The sequence below is a fragment of the Bartonella sp. CR127HXZ genome, from assembly GCF_042194555.1.
Taxonomy (GTDB): Bacteria; Pseudomonadota; Alphaproteobacteria; order Rhizobiales; family Rhizobiaceae; genus Bartonella; species Bartonella grahamii.
Genome location: NZ_JBHIMZ010000011.1, coordinates 26,912 through 45,807, shown reverse-complemented (window position 1 = coordinate 45,807; position 18,896 = coordinate 26,912). Strand labels below are relative to the sequence as shown.

Annotated in this window: 12 protein-coding genes and 1 pseudogene; 4 read left to right on the top strand and 9 right to left on the bottom strand. The window is 37.1% G+C overall.

Annotation, left to right across the window (positions count from 1 at the left end):
* Positions 1–46: 46 nt before the first annotated feature.
* Both ACFIKY_RS07100 and ACFIKY_RS07095 read right to left on the bottom strand, forming a co-directional pair.
* Positions 47–1,294, bottom strand: a complete 1,248-nt coding sequence (locus ACFIKY_RS07100; RefSeq protein ID WP_375635889.1) for an FAD-binding protein — start codon at positions 1,292–1,294, stop codon at positions 47–49.
* A gap of 52 nt (positions 1,295–1,346) precedes the next feature.
* Positions 1,347–1,595 carry a zinc-finger domain-containing protein gene (locus tag ACFIKY_RS07095; protein ID WP_375635890.1) on the bottom strand — a complete coding sequence of 83 codons (249 nt, stop codon included), beginning with the start codon at positions 1,593–1,595 and terminating at the stop codon, positions 1,347–1,349.
* Positions 1,596–1,920: 325 nt separating this feature from the next.
* Here ACFIKY_RS07095 and ACFIKY_RS07090 point away from each other — a divergent pair, with 325 nt between their 5' ends.
* A complete protein-coding gene (locus ACFIKY_RS07090) occupies positions 1,921–4,101 on the top strand; it encodes an RNA degradosome polyphosphate kinase (RefSeq protein ID WP_375661588.1) in 2,181 nt (726 codons plus the stop codon).
* Positions 4,102–4,107: 6 nt separating this feature from the next.
* Positions 4,108–5,625 carry an exopolyphosphatase gene (gene ppx / locus ACFIKY_RS07085; RefSeq protein WP_375644737.1) on the top strand — a complete coding sequence of 506 codons (1,518 nt, stop codon included), beginning with the start codon at positions 4,108–4,110 and terminating at the stop codon, positions 5,623–5,625.
* Between the two features lie 303 nt (positions 5,626–5,928).
* Here the strand turns inward: ppx and ACFIKY_RS07080 are convergent, their stop codons facing one another.
* The 3 genes and pseudogenes from ACFIKY_RS07080 to rnd form a co-directional block, all read right to left on the bottom strand.
* On the bottom strand, positions 5,929–6,105 hold the full coding sequence (locus ACFIKY_RS07080; RefSeq protein ID WP_375661587.1) for a DNA-binding protein: 177 nt from the start codon (positions 6,103–6,105) through the stop codon (positions 5,929–5,931).
* Positions 6,106–6,313: 208 nt separating this feature from the next.
* A pseudogene (locus ACFIKY_RS07075) lies at positions 6,314–7,391 on the bottom strand (tyrosine-type recombinase/integrase).
* Between the two features lie 575 nt (positions 7,392–7,966).
* Positions 7,967–9,121: a ribonuclease D gene (rnd, locus tag ACFIKY_RS07070; RefSeq protein ID WP_375644736.1), complete on the bottom strand. Its 1,155-nt coding sequence runs from the start codon at positions 9,119–9,121 to the stop codon at positions 7,967–7,969.
* A gap of 131 nt (positions 9,122–9,252) precedes the next feature.
* Between rnd and aspS the strand changes: the two genes are divergently transcribed.
* The gene (gene aspS / locus ACFIKY_RS07065; protein WP_375661586.1) at positions 9,253–11,046 is read left to right on the top strand and encodes an aspartate--tRNA ligase; all 1,794 of its coding nucleotides are present in this window, start codon (positions 9,253–9,255) and stop codon (positions 11,044–11,046) included.
* Positions 11,047–11,822: 776 nt separating this feature from the next.
* Positions 11,823–14,072, top strand: coding sequence for a DNA topoisomerase IV subunit A (gene parC, locus ACFIKY_RS07060; RefSeq protein WP_375635905.1), 2,250 nt, complete (start codon positions 11,823–11,825; stop codon positions 14,070–14,072).
* Between the two features lie 362 nt (positions 14,073–14,434).
* On the opposite strand, the gene ACFIKY_RS07055 is transcribed toward parC, so the two are convergent.
* The 4 genes from ACFIKY_RS07055 to purL form a co-directional block, all read right to left on the bottom strand.
* The gene (locus ACFIKY_RS07055) at positions 14,435–15,691 is read right to left on the bottom strand and encodes a multidrug effflux MFS transporter (protein WP_375661585.1); all 1,257 of its coding nucleotides are present in this window, start codon (positions 15,689–15,691) and stop codon (positions 14,435–14,437) included.
* Positions 15,692–15,762: 71 nt separating this feature from the next.
* Positions 15,763–16,095 (bottom strand): Grx4 family monothiol glutaredoxin, encoded by a 333-nt coding sequence (grxD, locus tag ACFIKY_RS07050; RefSeq protein WP_375661584.1) that lies wholly within the window; start codon positions 16,093–16,095, stop codon positions 15,763–15,765.
* Positions 16,096–16,193: 98 nt separating this feature from the next.
* Positions 16,194–16,427: a BolA/IbaG family iron-sulfur metabolism protein gene (locus tag ACFIKY_RS07045; RefSeq protein ID WP_375635930.1), complete on the bottom strand. Its 234-nt coding sequence runs from the start codon at positions 16,425–16,427 to the stop codon at positions 16,194–16,196.
* Between the two features lie 59 nt (positions 16,428–16,486).
* Complete coding sequence (gene purL, locus ACFIKY_RS07040) at positions 16,487–18,697, bottom strand: phosphoribosylformylglycinamidine synthase subunit PurL (RefSeq protein WP_375661583.1); 2,211 nt, start codon at positions 18,695–18,697, stop codon at positions 16,487–16,489.
* Positions 18,698–18,896: the final 199 nt, after the last annotated feature.

Genomic DNA, 18,896 nt, shown 5'->3' with positions numbered 1-18,896 from the left:
TCAAAAAATCTCTTTCTTTCGTAATATTCAAAATACTGGAAGAATTTTATAAGTTTTTATCATTATTTTTTATGGAATTCATCGCATCATACATGTAAAGCCAATCGAGATCTGACATAATGCTCTCTGGTGTACGAATTTTCATCATGAGATTGCGTGCAATTGCTATAGGACCGGTTGCGTGATAGACCAATCTATTGAAATCTCCGCGTTTTTTTACTGCTACAATACGGGGGGTGCGTGTTGTTTCGTAAAGCGAAAGTGCTTTCGTTAATGAAAAATCTTTCAATGAAAGTGCTTCTGCTAATGTGGCAGCATCTTCGATTGCCATAGCGGCACCTTGCGCTGCAAAAGGTAAGGCTGCATGTGCACAATCGCCAACAAATACTTGTCTCTCTAAGCCGATAAAACGATTTTGTTTCATTTGAAAGAGTGGCCAATAGCTCCATTCATCGATATGATCAAAGATTTGTAAGATTTTTGAATTCCAACCTTTAAAAAGAGATTTGAGTTTTTCTTTATCTCCTTTATGAGCCCATCCTTCTTTTGAATTTTCTCCATGCGTAATGGCGACAAAATTAAAAATTTTTTCTGACGATTGAATGGGATAGACAACAAGATGATTTTTGGGTCCCATCCAAGCTGTAATTGTCTTCATATTTTGCAATGAAGAACGAAATTTTTGAGGAAGATTATCAAATGTTGTTGTTGCACGCCAAGCAATAAAGCCACTAAAATTTGCTCTTTCATGAAAGGGAGATTGTTGCCGTAATGTTGACCAAACTCCATCACATCCGATCTGAAGGGGCGTTGAATGAAGCTGTTCTGTTGTTGTATCTGTTTTTATTGTCTTTATTTTAATGTTGGTTGCAGATTGGGTAGAAGATACAATCGTTTCACCTGCTTTGTATTTGATCAAAGGATTTTCAATCACTGCATCATATAAAATTTGTTGTAAAGCTGCGCGGTGGATCGTCATATAAGGGGCTTTCCAATATTTTTCTGTTAGATTGATAAGATGAGCCCGTAGATGTATTTTTAAAGACAATCCATCTTTTAACTCAAGAAAATGTGGGATTGTAGCGACTTCAGTGAGTTTGTTAAGAAGTTCCCAGCGAGCAAGAATAGATGTTGCATTTGGTGTCAGCTGAATACCAGCGCCTATTGTTTCAAGTTGCTTACACTTTTCGATAATGGTGCTTGCAATTCCTTTATGAGCGAGTGCTAAAGCGGTGCTTAAACCAGCAATTCCTCCTCCAACAATGAAGGGCGATCGGTTCACAAATGATTCCATATTAAACAAGCAGAATTAAAAGAGTGGTTATTAAGAAAGCCCAAAAACGCGATTATAATAGCTTTTCTGGATGATATAAACATCCTGTTGGGTTTGTTTGATCGTATGATAGCGAGGGAACATAACGATAAAGGGTTGAGCAATAAGGGCAAATTTTCTCATCTGCTTCTCCCATGTCGATAAAGATATGGGGATGATCGAATGGTTGTGTAGCGCCTACACACATAAATTCTTTCACACCAATTTCGATTATTTTATATCCAAGGTCATTTTGGAAATGGGGAATATTGTGATCAGCCATGGCGTACAAACTCCAGAATAAATTGTCTCATCAGCTATAATTAGGCTCTTCTATTTTATAGGCGTGAGTTTGTAATAAAGCTTATAATAATGCAAGCTGCTTTTTAAGACAAATTTCTCCTCCTTTATGCTATATTAGAATAATTGTCGTGTTTTTAGCGCTTTGCGCATAGAAATAGTTTCAAGTATTTTTAAATATTAAATGAAAACACGATGAGAAAAGTTAGGCATTGATATATTACTATGATGATAACATATTATAAAATGTTATATGAGATATTTCATCAAGGATTTTAGAAAATATAAAAGAAAATTATTTAGGATATATGGAACAGAGGGTGGTAGATAAAATTTCTATATCGAATATAACAATGAAAAATCCGGTACGGTTTATTAATCGAGAGTTTTCATGGCTACAATTTAATAATCGTGTTTTGATGGAAGCGGCTAATTCGAAACATCCTTTATTAGAACGCCTACAATTTCTTTCTATTTCAGCTGCAAATCTTGATGAGTTTTTTATGGTTCGTGTTGCTGGGCTAGCAACTCAAATTCGTGCTCGCGTTACAGCGTGCAGTGCAGATGGGCACTCTCCACAGGAACAACTTGATATTGTATTAGCTGAGATTTCAAAGCTGCAGGCTCACCAACTACGAGAATTGAATGTTTTACGTGATGAATTAAAAAAGAATAATATTGAAATTATTTGTTCTGATGATCTTTCAGAAATTGAAAAATCATGGCTTGAAAAGTATTTTCTTGAGACAATTTTTCCTGTTTTAAAACCTTTGCCTGTTGATTCTACCCATTCTTTTCCATTTATTCCTAATTTAGGGCTTTCTATTGCGCTTCAATTGTCTGGAGAAACTGATCATAACTCACACACAGTGCTGTTGTCTATTTCAATGCTTTTGAGGCGTTTTATTCTTCTTCCTCAAGAGGGCAATCATTTTCGTTTTATTGCAGCTGAAGATGTTATTTGCTTTTTTATTAAACATGTATTTCCTAATTATGAGGTTAAAGGAATTGGTACATTTAGAGTAATCCGAGATAGTGATATTGAAGTCGAAGAAGAAGCTGAGGATCTTGTTCATTTTTTTGAAACTGCTCTCAAAAGGCGGCGCCGTGGGCAGGTTATTCGAGTTGAATTTGACGCAAAAATGCCAGAGAGTTTACGCCAGTTTATAGCGAATAGTCTTGCTGTTCCTGATAATTGTATTAATGTTCTTGATGGATTTTTAGCGCTTAATATGGTATCAGAAATTGTTTCTATCCCCCGTAATGATCTCAAATTTATTCCTTATATTCCCCGTATTCCAGAATGTATTCGTGAACATAAAGGGGATTGTTTTGCGGCTATTCGTGAAAATGACATTGTGATTCATCACCCTTATGAGACATTTGATGTTGTTGTCCAATTTTTACGTCAAGCTGCTTGCGATCCTGATGTTGTGGAAATCAAACAAACACTTTATCGTACATCAAACGATAGTCCAATTGTTGGAGCTTTGATTGAAGCAGCTGAACAGGGAAAGTCTGTGACTGCTTTGGTAGAACTTAAAGCACGTTTTGATGAGGAAGCAAATATTCGTTGGGCACGGGATCTTGAATGTGCTGGGGTTCAAGTTATTTTTGGTTTTATTGCATTAAAAACTCATGCCAAGATGTCATTGGTTGTGAGACGTGAGGGAAAACGTCTTTGCTCTTATGTTCATCTTGGAACAGGGAATTATCATCCCATTAACGCTAAAACTTATACGGATCTTTCTTTTTTTTCCAAGGATGATGATATCGCTCATGATGTTGCGTTATTGTTCAATTATATTGCGCAATATGAGCGTCCGAATGAAACAATGAAGATTGCTTTTTCACCCTTAACATTGCGTGGTCGTATCTTAGAGCATATTGAGGGAGAAATTGCTCATGCACAACAGGGAAGGTTTGCTGCTATTTGGATGAAAGTTAATGCATTGGTTGATCCTGAAATTATTGATGCTTTATATCGTGCCAGTCAAGCAGGGGTGCAAATTGATTTGGTTGTGCGGGGGATATGTTGTTTACGTCCTCGTATTCTAGGAATTTCAGATAATATTCGTGTAAAATCAATTGTCGGGCGTTTTCTTGAACATAGTCGCATTTTTTGTTTTGGGAATGGTCAAGATTTGCCTAATGAAAATGCACTTGTTTACTTAGGTTCTGCTGATATGATGCCTCGTAATCTAGACTATCGTATTGAAATATTGGTTCCAGTTTTTAATAAAATAGTGCGTCAAAAAATTCTTTTACAAATTATGTTGGCTAATATCATTGATAATCAACAAAGCTTTGATATACTTAAGGATGGAACATCAAAACGTATCACACCGCAGATAGGTGAAAGTCTGTTTAATGCGCAGGAGTATTTTATGGCTAATACAAGTTTTGCGGGGAGAAAAGAGTCCTTTGAATCTTCTGTTTCGCGCTTGATTGCGTTGCGTCGGCAACAAGCCGAAATACATAAAGATTAAAATCCAATGACATATATAGATGCTCAAGGTCGGTTAAAAGGGCGTAAGCCTGTTGCTGTTGTTGACATTGGCTCAAATTCTGTTCGGTTGGTTATTTATGAGGGGCTTGTTCGCTCACCAACGGTTTTGTTTAATGAAAAGATTCTTTGTGGTCTCGGTCATGGTGTGGCAAAAACAGGATTTTTAGAAGAAAAATCGATGAAAATGGCGTTGCAAACACTGAAACGGTTTCGTACGCTTTGTCGACAGATTGGGGCAGATGAGGTCTATACTTTAGCAACAGCAGCAGCACGAGATGCAAAGAATGGCGTAGCATTTATTCAGCATGCTGAAGATATTTTGCAAAGTAAAATATATCTTCTTTCAGGAAGTGAAGAAGCTATGTATTCAGCATATGGAGTTGTGTCTACTTTTTATCAACCAAAAGGTATTTCTGGGGATCTTGGTGGTGGAAGTCTTGAGCTGATTGATATTAATCATTCTGATGTTGGTGAAGGGATAACTCTCCCATTGGGTGGTTTAAGGCTACAGTATATGTCAAATAATGATAGTGCTGTAGCTACAAAAATTGTACATGAGCAACTTTATAAATCGTCTGTTGTTCGGACTCGTAAAGGTATAGCACGTTATTTTTATGCAGTAGGGGGGACATGGCGTAATTTGGCAAAACTCCATATGGCAATGAAACACTATCGGCTCCCTGTTATGCATGGCTATGAAGTTGATGCCGTTGAAATGGAGAACTTTTTACGTCTTGTAGCACGTGGCAATATTGATAATATGAGAGGGATTGCAGCGGTTTCTCAGAATCGTCGGAAACTTTTATCTTATGGGGCAATAGTTCTTATTGAACTCATTCAGTGTATGGAGTTTGAAAAGATAATTTTTTCTGGTGCTGGCGTTCGTGAAGGTTTTCTTTATTCACGATTGCCGCAGGCGCTTCGACTTTCAGATCCTCTCATTGCAGCATGCACAGAAATGGCTATTTTACGGGCACGTTCACCAAAACAAGCAGAAGAACTCATTGATTTTACGACGAATGCTTTTGAAGTTTTTGGAATTTCAGAAACTGAAAATGAATGCCGTTATCGTCAAGCCGCTTGTCTTCTTGCGGATATTGGTTGGCGTATACATCCAGATTATCGAGGCAATGAAGCAGCAAATCAAATAGCTTTAGGATCTTATCCAGGAATTTCTCATGAAGGGCGCCTTTATGCGGCGCTTGCTGTTTTTTTTCGCAATACAAGTTTACTGGTTGATAAAGAATCTCTCCCCATTTTTCAATTAGCAACTCAAAATATAATTGAAAAAGCACGTATTCTTGGCGAAACTATGCGGATTGCTCATCTTTTTAGTGCTTCTGTTGCAGGTATTTTACCTCATCTATTGTGGCGTAAAAAAGCAGATCATATTATTTTGCAGATCCCAAAGAATTACGCTGGGTTATTAGGAGAACGTCCTCTTGGACGATTAAAGAAGTTATCAAAAATAATAAAAAAACCTTTTGCTTTTGAAATTTTTTGATTTTTTTCTAATTTATTCGGGCTTTATGTCTTATAATAGTGCCATTGACAAGGGATAAATTAGGCAACCTATCATCATGAGCTGGACAACGGGGGGGCTTTTTGTTCCATAACGCCCGTGTCATCCCCCACGTAAGGCATTTGTAATGCCCTGAGCATTCATAAAAGAAAATATAATTTTTTTATCCAGTTACTTGCATCACAGAATGGATTTTGCATGTCATAAGCTTCGTGTGAAAATGAAAAGCCTTGTCCATCCTTACGTGACAAGGTTTTCTTTTTATGCTGTGTCATTTTGACGTTGCTATTTAGCTTGCTCGATGACATTCAAAAGATTCGATTGTAATAAACGCGATAAAAAACTAAATTTGAAAGGTTTTGGTAAAGATCCATTGGTAATATGATGCCGGAATGTTGAAACACTCATATGAAACAGTTTTGCACTTTCACGGCCCGCTAAAAGAATATCATTTTCTGTCATTATAAAATTCTTTCACTATAAAAAATAGAAACAAATCATAAGCATTTATTAACCATATTTTCGAATCCTTTGAAAGGTATTTAATTTATAAAAAACAATATTTTATTATATAATTTCTGATGTGATTATTTATGCTTCTTATTGAGACGATATGAGAGAAAAGGGAGAGAAAGTCATCCACAAATAATGGGGTTATGTATCCCATATCTTAGCTTTGATCTGTAACATAAGCCGTCCATTTATCCATATAGACACGGCGCTGTTCTAGATAGTCTGTTCGACGATAGGGCACCGCTCTACTTGTCTTCCGACTGTATGACCTAGGATGGTTTCTGCGATTTTATAAGGGGGAGCGGTTGTTTCAGTAAGCCAATCGCGTAAACTAGAACGAAACCCATAGGGGCAGACATCAAGTTTATTTTTTCTCATATACTTTGACATACAATTCTGAGCAAGGGGACTACGACTGGTTGCAGAAAAAAAGAAAACATTGCGAGAAAGCAAGCGCGCTTGTTTTAAAATTTCTGATGTCTTTGTTGATAAGGGCACGCGAAATTCTGTTGTAGCGTCATGCAAACCGTTCATATTTTCAGCAGGGATAGTCCATATACCCCCATCCACTTGATTTTATGAATATGACACAAAGGAAAAGTGCGAATCCCTGTAAGGATGAGTAGACGCAAAGCCAATAGTGTTAGGGTTGTTGTTTGGCAAAGTGTTTTTTATAAAAAGATGGTACATCTCTTCAATCCATTGCTGGTAAATTTTGTGTTTTATGGCGTTGTTTTCTTAAGAGAGAGTGTGCTTTTTCTGTTATTTGTAAATCAACATTCAAATCTAAGGCGCAGTGTTTGTATACTCTCTGAAACAGGCAGACAGCCTAATTGGGGGAGAATATGAAGGCGTAAAGATAAGACCAATCCCCAGCTTTTCCATCATTTTTGAATTTAGCTTTACGGCTTTTAAAGGCATCTAGAGCAATGTATTTGAAGTAACGGAGATTATGCATTGCCTCACGTTTTTGTTTGTTGCGTTCTTTAATAGGGTCACGACCTTCACGTAAAATAGAACGCCATTCGGTTGCACATTCACGAGCTTTTTTAAAGAGACATCTCTCAAGGCACCCAAGCCCATTTCACGGCGGCGTCCATGAGTTGTATAACGATAAAGCCATTGAGCACTACTATCTTTACGTTTGTGAAGAAGCAAGCCGGCACCATCATTATATTTGCTAGCTCCCAATGTTGCGACAGTCCTTGGCACTTGAGACGATTCATAAGAGCCATTTTAGTCCCTTTCTTGTACAGTTTTTACCCACACGCCAGCCCCGCTTATGACGTGCAAGAGAATGGTTTTGATTGATTCAAGATAAACAGATTTGAAATGAGAGAATCTTATGTTATTCGGGATTCTCATTCAACATGAAAAACAACGAATTATATTTATAAATAAGTATGTTGATTTTGTTAGGTATTTTAGTTGTTATGCTGGCTCGTTTTTGATTGTTAGATTGTAATCTCGGTAGTTTTTTTAATACGATAGGGTGACGTGAGGCATTATATCTTTGTTTGTTCCTATTGCTAGGCTGCTATTTTTGTAACGAATGCGCTTTTATTATAAGAACTTTTTCTTTTTAAAACTTTTAAATGAGGATCTGTTTGTTTTTTAGATTTTTTAATAAGATTGCTATTTGATTGACCGGATAAACATTTAGCTGTCATTTTTAATAAGAGTTTACTATTTAAGTTTTTAATTTTGTCAGAAGTAGGCTTTAGTTATCCTATTTGCGTTGGTCCATAGGGCATACCAATTTATGTAGATAATAAGTAGCGTAATGGATTTTTAAAAATGAAAATGTAAATTAAAGCTGTTTTGTGCTTATTTTTCCATCGTTAAAGTAAAACCCTATCTGCCCCTTTAGCAGTTGTTCGGCTTTTTTACCAAAAATTTCATAGCGCCAGCCATTCATAGCGGGAATATTTTTCTTTATTCCTCCATTGGCAATTTTTTCTAAATCATTAGATGTTGCAATAATTTTAGGGGCAATGCTGTTTTCGCTTGCAACAATTTTTAATAACACTTTGAGCAGATCGATAACAGCGACCGTCGTATCATTGAGTGGATTATGTTTAGGAATGGGGGGTAAAGTAGAAAGATCCACCTCTAAACCTTCGTGGACAGCTTTGATTAATGATTGAGCAATTGAGAGTTTATCCCAATTCTTATTAAGACTGCGCAATCGTTTTAATGCAGATTCATCTTTTGGTTGTTGGGTTGCTATTTCTATAAGACATTCATCTTTTATGATATGACGACGTGGCATATTGTATCTTCGTGCTTCACGTTCACGCCAAGCTGCTATCTTTTGTAATACAGCAAGTTCACGAGGCTTTTTAATTTGTCCTTTCACTTTTTTCCATGCTTCATCTTCTGGCATATCATAGGTTTTAGGATTTAAAAGGATTGTTAGTTCATCATCCATCCAGTGAGCACGTTGATTTTTTTCTAACCTTTTTTTCAATAACAGGTAAACATCTCTTAGATAGGTTACATCGGCAAGTGCATAGAGCAGTTGTTTTTCAGACAAAGGTCGGCAACTCCAGTCTGTAAAGCGGGAGGATTTATCAAGATGATGCCCCGTGCAACGTTGTACAATTTGATCATAGGAGATAGAATCACCAAACCCACAAATTGATCCTGCTATTTGCGTATCAAAGAGAGGGGAAGGAATAACACCTCCAAGATGATAAATTGTTTCAATATCTTGGCGCGCAGCATGAAAAACTTTTACAACTTTTTTATCGATCATAAGGTCAAAAAAAGGTTGTAAATCAATATCTGGTGCTATGGGATCAATCAAAACTGTGACATCTGGTGATGCGAGCTGGATTAAACACAGTTGAGGCCAAAAAGTTGTCTCGCGGATAAATTCAGTATCGACTGTTACAAAATCAGAGGTACGTAGAGCGTTAAGTGCAATTTCAAGATCTGTTGTTTGTGTAATAAGATTCATCATTTTATTATAATTCGATAAATTAAATTTGTCCTTTATTGACTTTATTTTTGAGTTTTTATTCTCATATCTTGACAAATGGTTATTAAAAAGCGTTTGTAGCGCATATGAATATTATAATCAAAGGCAAAAACATGCACCGTTATCGCAGTCATCATTGTGCGGCTCTTCGTAGATGTGATGTAGGAGCACAAGTCCGTCTTTCGGGATGGGTTCATCGTGTTCGTGATCATGGAGGAATTCTTTTTGTGGATTTACGTGATCATTTTGGAATTACACAAATTGTTGCTGACCCTGCTTCGCCGGCTTTTAAAGTTATTGAAAAAGTGCGTTCTGAATGGGTTATTCGTGTGGATGGGAAGGTATGTGCACGTTCTGATGAGGTTATTAATGCAACGCTTCCAACAGGTGAGATTGAAATTTTTGTACAAGAGGTAGAAATTCTTTCAAAATCTGATGAACTTCCTTTACCGGTTTTTGGTGAGCCTGATTATCCAGAAGATATTCGATTAAAATATCGTTTTCTTGATTTGCGTCGGGAGACTATGCACAAAAATATCATGCGTCGGACTGAAATTATTGCGGCTATGAGACGGGCTATGCAAAATAATGGTTTTACGGAATTTACGACGCCACTTTTGACAGCTTCATCGCCGGAAGGAGCACGTGATTTTTTGGTTCCAAGTCGTGTTCATCAGGGAAAATTTTATGCGCTACCGCAAGCACCACAGCAATATAAACAGTTGTTGATGATGTCAGGTTTTGATCGTTATTTTCAGATTGCTCCATGTTTTAGAGATGAAGATCCAAGGGCCGACCGCCTTCCTGGTGAATTTTATCAATTAGATGTTGAAATGAGTTTTGTTGAGCAAGAAGATGTTTTAGCAACTATGGAACCTATTATGCGTTCTATTTTTGAAGAATTTGCAGATGGAAAAACTGTGACACAAAGCTTTCCTCGCATTTCCTATGATGAAGCAATGCAAAAATATGGTTCTGATAAGCCTGATCTACGTAATCCGATCATTATGGAAGATGTTTCTCAACATTTTTATAATTCTGGTTTCAAAGTCTTTGCTCAAATTTTAGCGAATGATGAGAATGCACAAGTGTGGGCTATTCCGGCTAAAACGGGTGGAAGTCGTGCTTTTTGTGATCGTATGAATGTATGGGCACAAGGCGAGGGGCAACCAGGGCTTGGTTATATTTTTTGGCGTGAGGAAAAAGGAAAATTTGAAGGAGCAGGGCCTATCGCCAAAAATATTGGTCAACAGCGAGCTGAAGCGCTCCGTATACAGCTTGGACTTGAAAGTGGTGATGCTTGTTTTTTTGTGGCTGGAGATCCAAAAAAATTCGCATCTTTTGCTGGAGCAGCCCGTACACGGGTAGGGGAAGAATTAGATCTTCTCGATAGAGAGAGTTTCTCTTTGGCGTGGATTGTTGATTTTCCATTTTTTGAATGGAATGAAGATGAGAAAAAGATTGATTTTGCACATAATCCTTTTTCCATGCCTCAAGGGGGAGAAAATGCTCTTGAGACCCAAGATCCTCTTACTCTTAAAGCTTTTCAATATGATCTTGTTTGCAATGGTTATGAGATTGCATCAGGTGGAATTCGTAATCACTTACCAGAAATGATGCTTAAAGTTTTTGAACTTGTAGGACTTTCTAAGGAAGTTGTGAAAGATCGTTTCGGTGGTCTTTATCGTGCATTCCATTATGGGGCTCCGCCACACGGTGGTATGGCTGCGGGAATTGACCGCATCATTATGCTGTTGCAAGGTGTTAAAAATTTGCGTGAAGTTGCTTTATTTCCTATGAATCAACAGGCGCTTGATCTTTTGATGAGTGCTCCGTCTGATGTTTCTCCTACACAATTACGTGATTTAGGAATCCGCATGGCTCCTACTCACAAAAATAGCTCATAAAGTTGATTATGGATTGTTTTCATCTTTCTTATGTAGAGTGAAGTTTTGATGCCTCTCAAGAGCATCATATGTGTGTGTGCTGTTTGTGAAATTTAGATAGACAAAAACGCCATTGTGTTGATTCTTTACGAGGTATTTTTATTCCTTGTTTTTATAGTGGCTCTTCCCTTTGTGATAGGTGAGGAAATGATTGTGATTGATTTATTATGAATAAATTAGAAATGAGAGAATTCTATAATATTCGGGAGTCTCATTTTAGTTGAAAAAAATGAATTATCTTTATAAGTCAATATATTATTTATTTTTTATTGAAGTTTTTACGATGTTGTAGCAGAGAATTGTGTCTCTTCGTTTTTATGAGAATAATGTGGTTTTCTATTCTATGGACTTATTCTGAAAAGTTTAAATTTTATAAGCTTTGAATATTTTTTTAGTTTTTCATAGAAAAAATGAATGGGGTTTTTATACAATTTGTCTTTATAATAAAAGATGATGTTTGAAAGGTGCTTTTGTCATTCCAAAAAGGATGAAATAACTCTTTTTGAGCAGTTAAGTTATTGTCGGATTTGACAAAGCTTTCAATAAATTACTTAGGACAAGGGGGGAAAGACATATATAAATTTTTCAAATTGATATAATTTTCTGTTCATGTTCTAATTGCAGCGTTTGTTTTTATGTAATTGACTTTTAATAAAAAAGTCGACTCATAGAAGATTTCATTAAATAAATCCTATAAAATAATTTCTTATTATTGTGGGAATTGTTATTTTAATACTATGTCTGATAAAATGAATTTACCTTTTGATAAAGAACATATTGAACCAATAGAATTACGTTCTGCTTTACAGGAACGTTATTTGGCTTATGCACTTTCTACGATTACACACCGTGCATTGCCTGATGTACGTGATGGATTGAAGCCTGTTCACCGGCGGATTGTTCATGCGATGCGTCTTCTCAAACTAAATCCTGGACAGTCTTATGCAAAATGTGCGCGGATTGTGGGTGATGTCATGGGAAAATTTCATCCTCATGGGGATGCGTCTATTTATGATGCTTTGGTGCGCTTGGCTCAAAGTTTTGCTGTTCGTTATCCGTTGGTTGATGGGCAAGGCAATTTTGGTAATATTGATGGTGATAATGCTGCTGCCATGCGTTATACGGAAGCACGTATGACTGAAGTGGCTGCATTGTTACTTGAAGGAATTAATGAGAATGCTATCGATTTTCGTTTAACCTATAATGAAGAAGATGAAGAGCCTGTTGTTTTACCAGGAGCTTTCCCTAATCTTTTAGCAAATGGTTCTTCTGGTATTGCTGTTGGTATGGCAACATCTATTCCACCTCATAATGTTGCTGAGCTTTGTGATGCAGCGCTCTATTTGATTGCGCATCCCGATGTAAATGATGAGGAATTAAATCAATTCGTTCTTGGTCCTGATTTCCCGACAGGGGGAATTTTAGTTGAGCCTAAAAAAAGTATTGAGGAATCTTATCGTGTTGGGCGTGGATTCTTTCGTTTGCGTTCACGTTGGCATCAGGAATCGGGTAGCCGTGGTTCTTATGTGATTGTTGTGACTGAAATTCCTTATCAGATTCAAAAGTCACGTCTTATTGAAAAAACAGCAGAGTTATTGCTTGCACGGCGATTGCCAATGCTTGAGGATATCCAAGATGAATCAGCAGAAGATATCAGAATCGTGCTGGTTCCTAAAAATCGTACGGTTGATCCGGAGCTTCTTATGGAGTCTCTTTTTAAATTGACTGATTTTGAAGTAAGATTTCCCCTTAATCTGAATGTTTTGTCTTTGGGAAAAATACCCAATGTTCTCTCTTTGCGTGAGAGCTTACAGCAATGGCTCGAACATCGTCGAGAAGTCCTTATTCGTCGCTCTCATTATCGGCTTGATCAAATTGATTGTCGATTAGAAATTCTTCATGGATATCTTATTGCCTATTTAAATCTTGATGAGGTTATTCAGATTATTCGTGAAGAGGATGAACCTAAAAAGCAGCTGATTAGTCGTTTTGAATTAACAGAAAATCAAGCTGAAGCTATTCTTAATATGCGCTTGCGTTCTTTGCGTAAGCTTGAGGAATTTGAAATTCGTAAAGAATTTGAAAGTTTGAAAGCTGAAAAAGAAAAGCTACAGAATTTGTTGGCTTCTCCTATAAAACAATGGAAAATAATTTCAGAAGAAATCAAAAAAGTTCGAAATACTTTTGGTCCTGAAACACTCTTAGGGAAAAGACGTACGACATTTGAAGAGGCACCTAGACATGATCTTGATGATATTCAACAGGCAATGATCGAAAAAGAGCCGATTACTATTGTTATTTCTGAAAAGGGATGGATGCGTGCTTTGAAGGGACATTTGAGCGATTATAAAGCACTTTCTTTTAAAGAAGGAGACAGTTTAAAGTTAGCATTTCCAGCATTTACGACCGACAAGATTGTGCTGATAAGTACGGGGGGAAAGTTTTTTGCTATTGGTGCAAATAGTTTACCTGGAGGGCGGGGACATGGTGAACCTATTCGTCTTTTAGTTGATATGGATGATGAGCACGATGTTCTTACAGCTTTTGTGCATCACGCTGAGGAAAAATTGCTCTTGGTTTCATCTCACGGTAATGGTTTTATTGTTTCTTCTGCAGAAGTGATCGCCAATACACGAAAAGGAAAGCAAGTGATGAATGTGAAAGCTCCTGATAAGGTAAAGCTTTGTGTTCAAGTAAATGGTGATCATGTTGCGGTGGTTGGTGAGAACCGTAAAATGCTTATTTTTTCTATTGAACAAATACCAGAAATGAATCGCGGTAAAGGTGTTCGTTTACAGCGTTATAAAGAAGGTGGTGTTGTTGATGCCAAGACTTTTAATTTATCAGAAGGCTTAAGTTGGCAAGATACAGCTGAACGAATCTTTAACCGTCAGGCGGACGATCTCTTTGAATGGATGGGAACGCGTGCAGGCGTCGGGCGTTTGGTTCCAAAAGGATTTCCAAAATCAGGAAAATTTATTAATTAAATGTATTTTATAAATGGGGAAAATTCCCTATGGTTTCATGATTGTGTAAGATATTAATTTATAAGGATAATTTATTATTTTTATATTGAAAGAAAAACCTAAAGCGTGAGTTTTTTTCTATTTCGATCTTGTTCAGGTTAAATCAATCAAAACTGTTTTTTAACATTACAGCATTTATGGGGGCTGTCGTGAAATGATTTGATATTTTGAGAGCTGTATCTTTAAACAAACAGAGTTGTACCTTTAAACAAACAATGTGATTGTTTAACACAAGAGTGTTCTATTTGGAGATGTTTTATTTGTCTGATCGGTTTATCTCCTTATTGTTCAAGAGAGATGTTATTAATCTTTCGTAGTAATATTTATTCGTTAGGATTGCTATGATATTGCCTAAAAAGATGCCCACGTTCAGCCCATAAGACGAGAAGTATGGCAGCGAGACTCAAAAAGAAAAATCCTGCTGAGTTTGGGATGGTTGTTTCATCAAATTGTTGGGCAATAAAAAAGCTGAGTCCTGCACCGATAGATGTTTGAAGAAAGCCGGATACAGAAGAAGCTGTTCCAGCAATTTCCCCCACAGATTCGAGAGCGAGTGTATTGAAATTGGCCATAATGCCACCGCAGGCAAACATCAATATACAGAATAACAGCATGTAAAAAGCAAAAGGAAGAATACCATCTGTTAAGATAGAGCCAATAAACCATACACATGAAGTGATACAAAAGAGCAAAAGCATAGTATGAGCAATACGCCGCATTCCAAGGCGTCCAACGAGTTGAGAGTTCATGAATGATGAGAAAGCCTGAAATGCAGCACCAACTGCAAAGGCAATAGGGAACAAAAGTCCTAGATTATAGATCCCTTCATACGTTTGTTGTGATGTATTAACGGCAGTAAAGATACAGCCTAAAATAATCGAAGTTGCTAGTGTATAGCAAAGTGTTGTGCGATTGGTTATTACAATCCATAAATTATGTTTGACTGAAGAAAAGGAAAGAGAGCGTTGCGCATAAAGAGTTTCCGGCAAGCGGAATTGAATCCAAATCATCAACCCGAAACCAATCATTGCCATGAAAATAAAAATATATTGCCAATGTCCGAGCAGTAAAATGATCTGTCCTGTTGCGGGACCAACCATTGGTGCAACAAGAAAAACCATCATAACAATAGACATAACTTCTGCCATTTTTCGACCACTGTAAAGATCACGTACGACGGAAACTGTAAGAACCCGCATAGCAGCTCCTCCAATACCTTGTAAGATACGCAAAATAAGTAAGAGAGAAAAATCAGTTACAAAGGCACAGCCAATCGCCGTAAATGAATAAAAAGCAAGACCAATAAGAATAAGTTTACGTCGTCCATACCTATCGCTTATTGGACCGAAAAATATTTGAGCAATACCATAGCTAATAAGATAACTCGAAATGATATAATGTTGATCATTTTCATTGAGAACATTTAAGCCATCTAAAATATTAGGCATAGCTGGCAGCATAATATCAACAGCTATAGCGTTAATAGCCATGAGCGAAGCAATAAGAATAACAAATTCTTTATAGCCAATTTTTTTTCTAATCGCATCACTATGCGTTTGTTCATCGACTGAATATGACATATGGCATCCTTGAAATAGAAATTTCGTCTGAAAACAGCTCTTTTTAAGAGTCTGAATAAAATGAAAGATACCTATGATTGATTACAGGGAATATTTTTTTCTTTCAAAAGTTCCTGTAACTCATTGTTTTGAAACATCTCTTTAACAATATCACAGCCTCCGACAAATTCACCCTTGATATACAGCTGTGGAATTGTTGGCCAATTTGAGTAATCTTTAATTCCTTGACGCAATTCGTTAGAAGTTAAGATATTAATTCCTTTATAATTCAATCCTAAATAGTCAAGGATTTTAACAACTTGTCCTGAAAACCCGCATTGCGGAGCGTCAGGTGTTCCTTTCATGAATAAAATGACGTCGTTTGTTTTAATCTCGTTGTCAATAAAATCATGAACAGTGGTCATTTTTATCCCTCGATATTTCAGATTTTTATAAGTGTGTAATTTATATTCATACTGTTTTTAATCGTATTAAATGAGTGAATGCAAGAAGAAATTTTAGATTATTTTGGGATATTTGTTTGCAACATTAAGGCGTGAAGGTCATTTCCCATATTGCCTTTAAGGGCATCATAGACCATTTTATGTTGTTGAATACGGGTTTTACCACGAAAACTTTCAGAAATAACTTCTGCAGCGTAATGTTCCCCATCTCCAGCAAGATCACGAATTGTTACAGTAGCATCAGGAATGCCTTCACGAATAAGCGTTTCAATTGCATGGGCACTCATTGCCATCATTATTCTCCTATGTTATTCATTTTTTATAAAGGCTGTTTAAGAGAAAAAAACAATTTTTACTCTTCACCCATAAATTGTGGAAACCAGTTTTCATAGGCTTTTGTGAGTTTGTCTACTGAAAGTGTTAATATCCCATCTATATTGAGAGAAGTTCCCTCAACTTGACCTAGCTCTGTTAAAGAAACTGTATTGATTTGTGCACGCTCTTTAAGACTATTGAGAGAGTGAGGTTTGACGGCTAAAAGATAACGTCCTTGGTCTTCTCCAAAAAGTTCTGCATGATAGGGTGATTTATTGCTTAACGTTACTTTGATTCCTTTACCTGCTTTAATCACCATTTCAGCAAGTGCTATCGCTAATCCTCCGTCAGAAAGGTCATGGGCGGCGTGAACAAAACCGCTATTAATGGCATCTCGAACAAATTGACCATGCTTTTTTTCAAGTTGTAAATCTACAGGGGGGGGGGTACCTGCATCAATATTTAAAATGTTACGTGCATAAATTGATTGTCCTAAATGGGAGCCGCAATTTCCTACTAAAACAAGAATATCTCCATTTTGCATACCACTTATTGTTACCATTTTAGACCAATCATTAAGAAGGCCTACACCAGCAATTGTGGGGGTTGGAAGAATGGCTTCCCCATTTGTTTCGTTGTAAAGAGAAACATTGCCTGAAACGATAGGAAAATCGAGGATTCTACAAGCTTCTCCTATACCTTTAATAGCTAAAACCAGCTGTCCCATAATTTCAGGTTTTTCAGGGTTACCAAAATTGAGATTATCTGTCGCAGCCAGTGGTGTTGCACCTGTCGTACTAATGTTTCGCCAGCATTCTGCGACAGCTTGTTTTCCTCCTTCATAAGGGTCTGCTTCACAATAGCGAGGTGTTACATCAGAAGAAAAAGCAAGAGCACGTTTGCTGTTGTTTCCTACACGGATAACGCCTGCATCACCTCCTGGACAAACAAGGCTATTTCCTTGGATAAGGGTATCATATTGTTCATAAACCCATCGCCGTGAACTTTGATCAGCAGAATTCAATAAGGTCAAAAGCGCATCACCAAGATTTTCAACTTTTTTGACGTCTTCTGCTTTCAAGGGTGTTTTTTTTGCCGGTTCACTCCAAGGACGATCATAAACAGGCGCTTCATCACCAAGCTCTTTGATGGGAAGATTGACAACTTCTTCTCCTTGATGAAATACACGAAAACGTAAATCATCGGTTGTTTTTCCAATGATAGAAAAATGCAGCCCCCACTTATGAAAAATTGCTTCTGCTTGCTTTTCTAGTTCTGGTTTAAGAACCATGAGCATACGCTCTTGACTTTCAGAAAGCATCATTTCATAGGCTGTCATGTTTTCTTCTCGAACAGGAACTGTATCGAGATTAAGCTGTATCCCTAGATTTCCTTTTGCACCCATTTCAACGGCAGAAGAGGTGAGTCCTGCTGCCCCCATATCTTGAATAGCAACTACGGCTCCAAGTTCCATGAGCTCTAAACATGCTTCAAGGAGACATTTTTCTGTAAAAGGATCACCTACTTGAACAGTTGGGCGTTTTTCACTGATTGAATCATCAAATTCAGCAGAAGCCATTGTTGCTCCACCGACACCATCACGTCCTGTTTTTGCACCAAGATAAACAACAGGGAGTCCAATACCTTGCGCTTTAGAATAAAAAAGGGCATTTGTCTTTGCAATACCGGCGACAAAAGCGTTAACAAGGATATTGCCATTATAACGCTCATCAAAATTTACTTCTCCACCAATAGTTGGAACGCCGAAAGCATTGCTGTAACCACCAATTCCAGAAACAACACCAGAAACAAGATGGCGTGTTCGTGGGTGGTCAGGAGCACCAAATCGCAATGCATTCATAGCAGCAACAGGACGGGCTCCCATTGTAAAGACATCACGTAAAATACCACCAACACCTGTCGCTGCACCTTGATAAGGTTCAATATAAGAAGGGTGGTTATGGCTTTCCATTTTGAAAACAACACATTGCCCTTCGCCAATATCGACAACACCAGCATTTTCACCAGGTCCTTGGATGACACATTTTCCTTCTGTCGGAAGAGTCTTTAGCCATTTTTTAGATGATTTATAGGAACAATGTTCGTTCCACATTGCAGAAAAAATTCCTAGTTCAGTAAATGTTGGTTCTCTATCGATTAACGTCAGGATACGTTGATATTCATCCTCTTTTAGCCCGTGTTGTGCAATGAGTTCTGGTGTAATAATGATGTTATTGCAAGGCTTCATGAGTATTTATCCGTTAAATTAATCGAAATTTAGCATTTTTATTTTTTTAATCTAGTAGCTTATATTATAAGCAATAATGTTGTTTAATAATAAATAGCTATAGATATTAATCTGAAGTTTTTGTTCGTTTGTTTGGTGGGATTTAAGACTAAAATGGTCTTAAATACTTATGTGTTTAGAAAATAATATCCATTGTTGT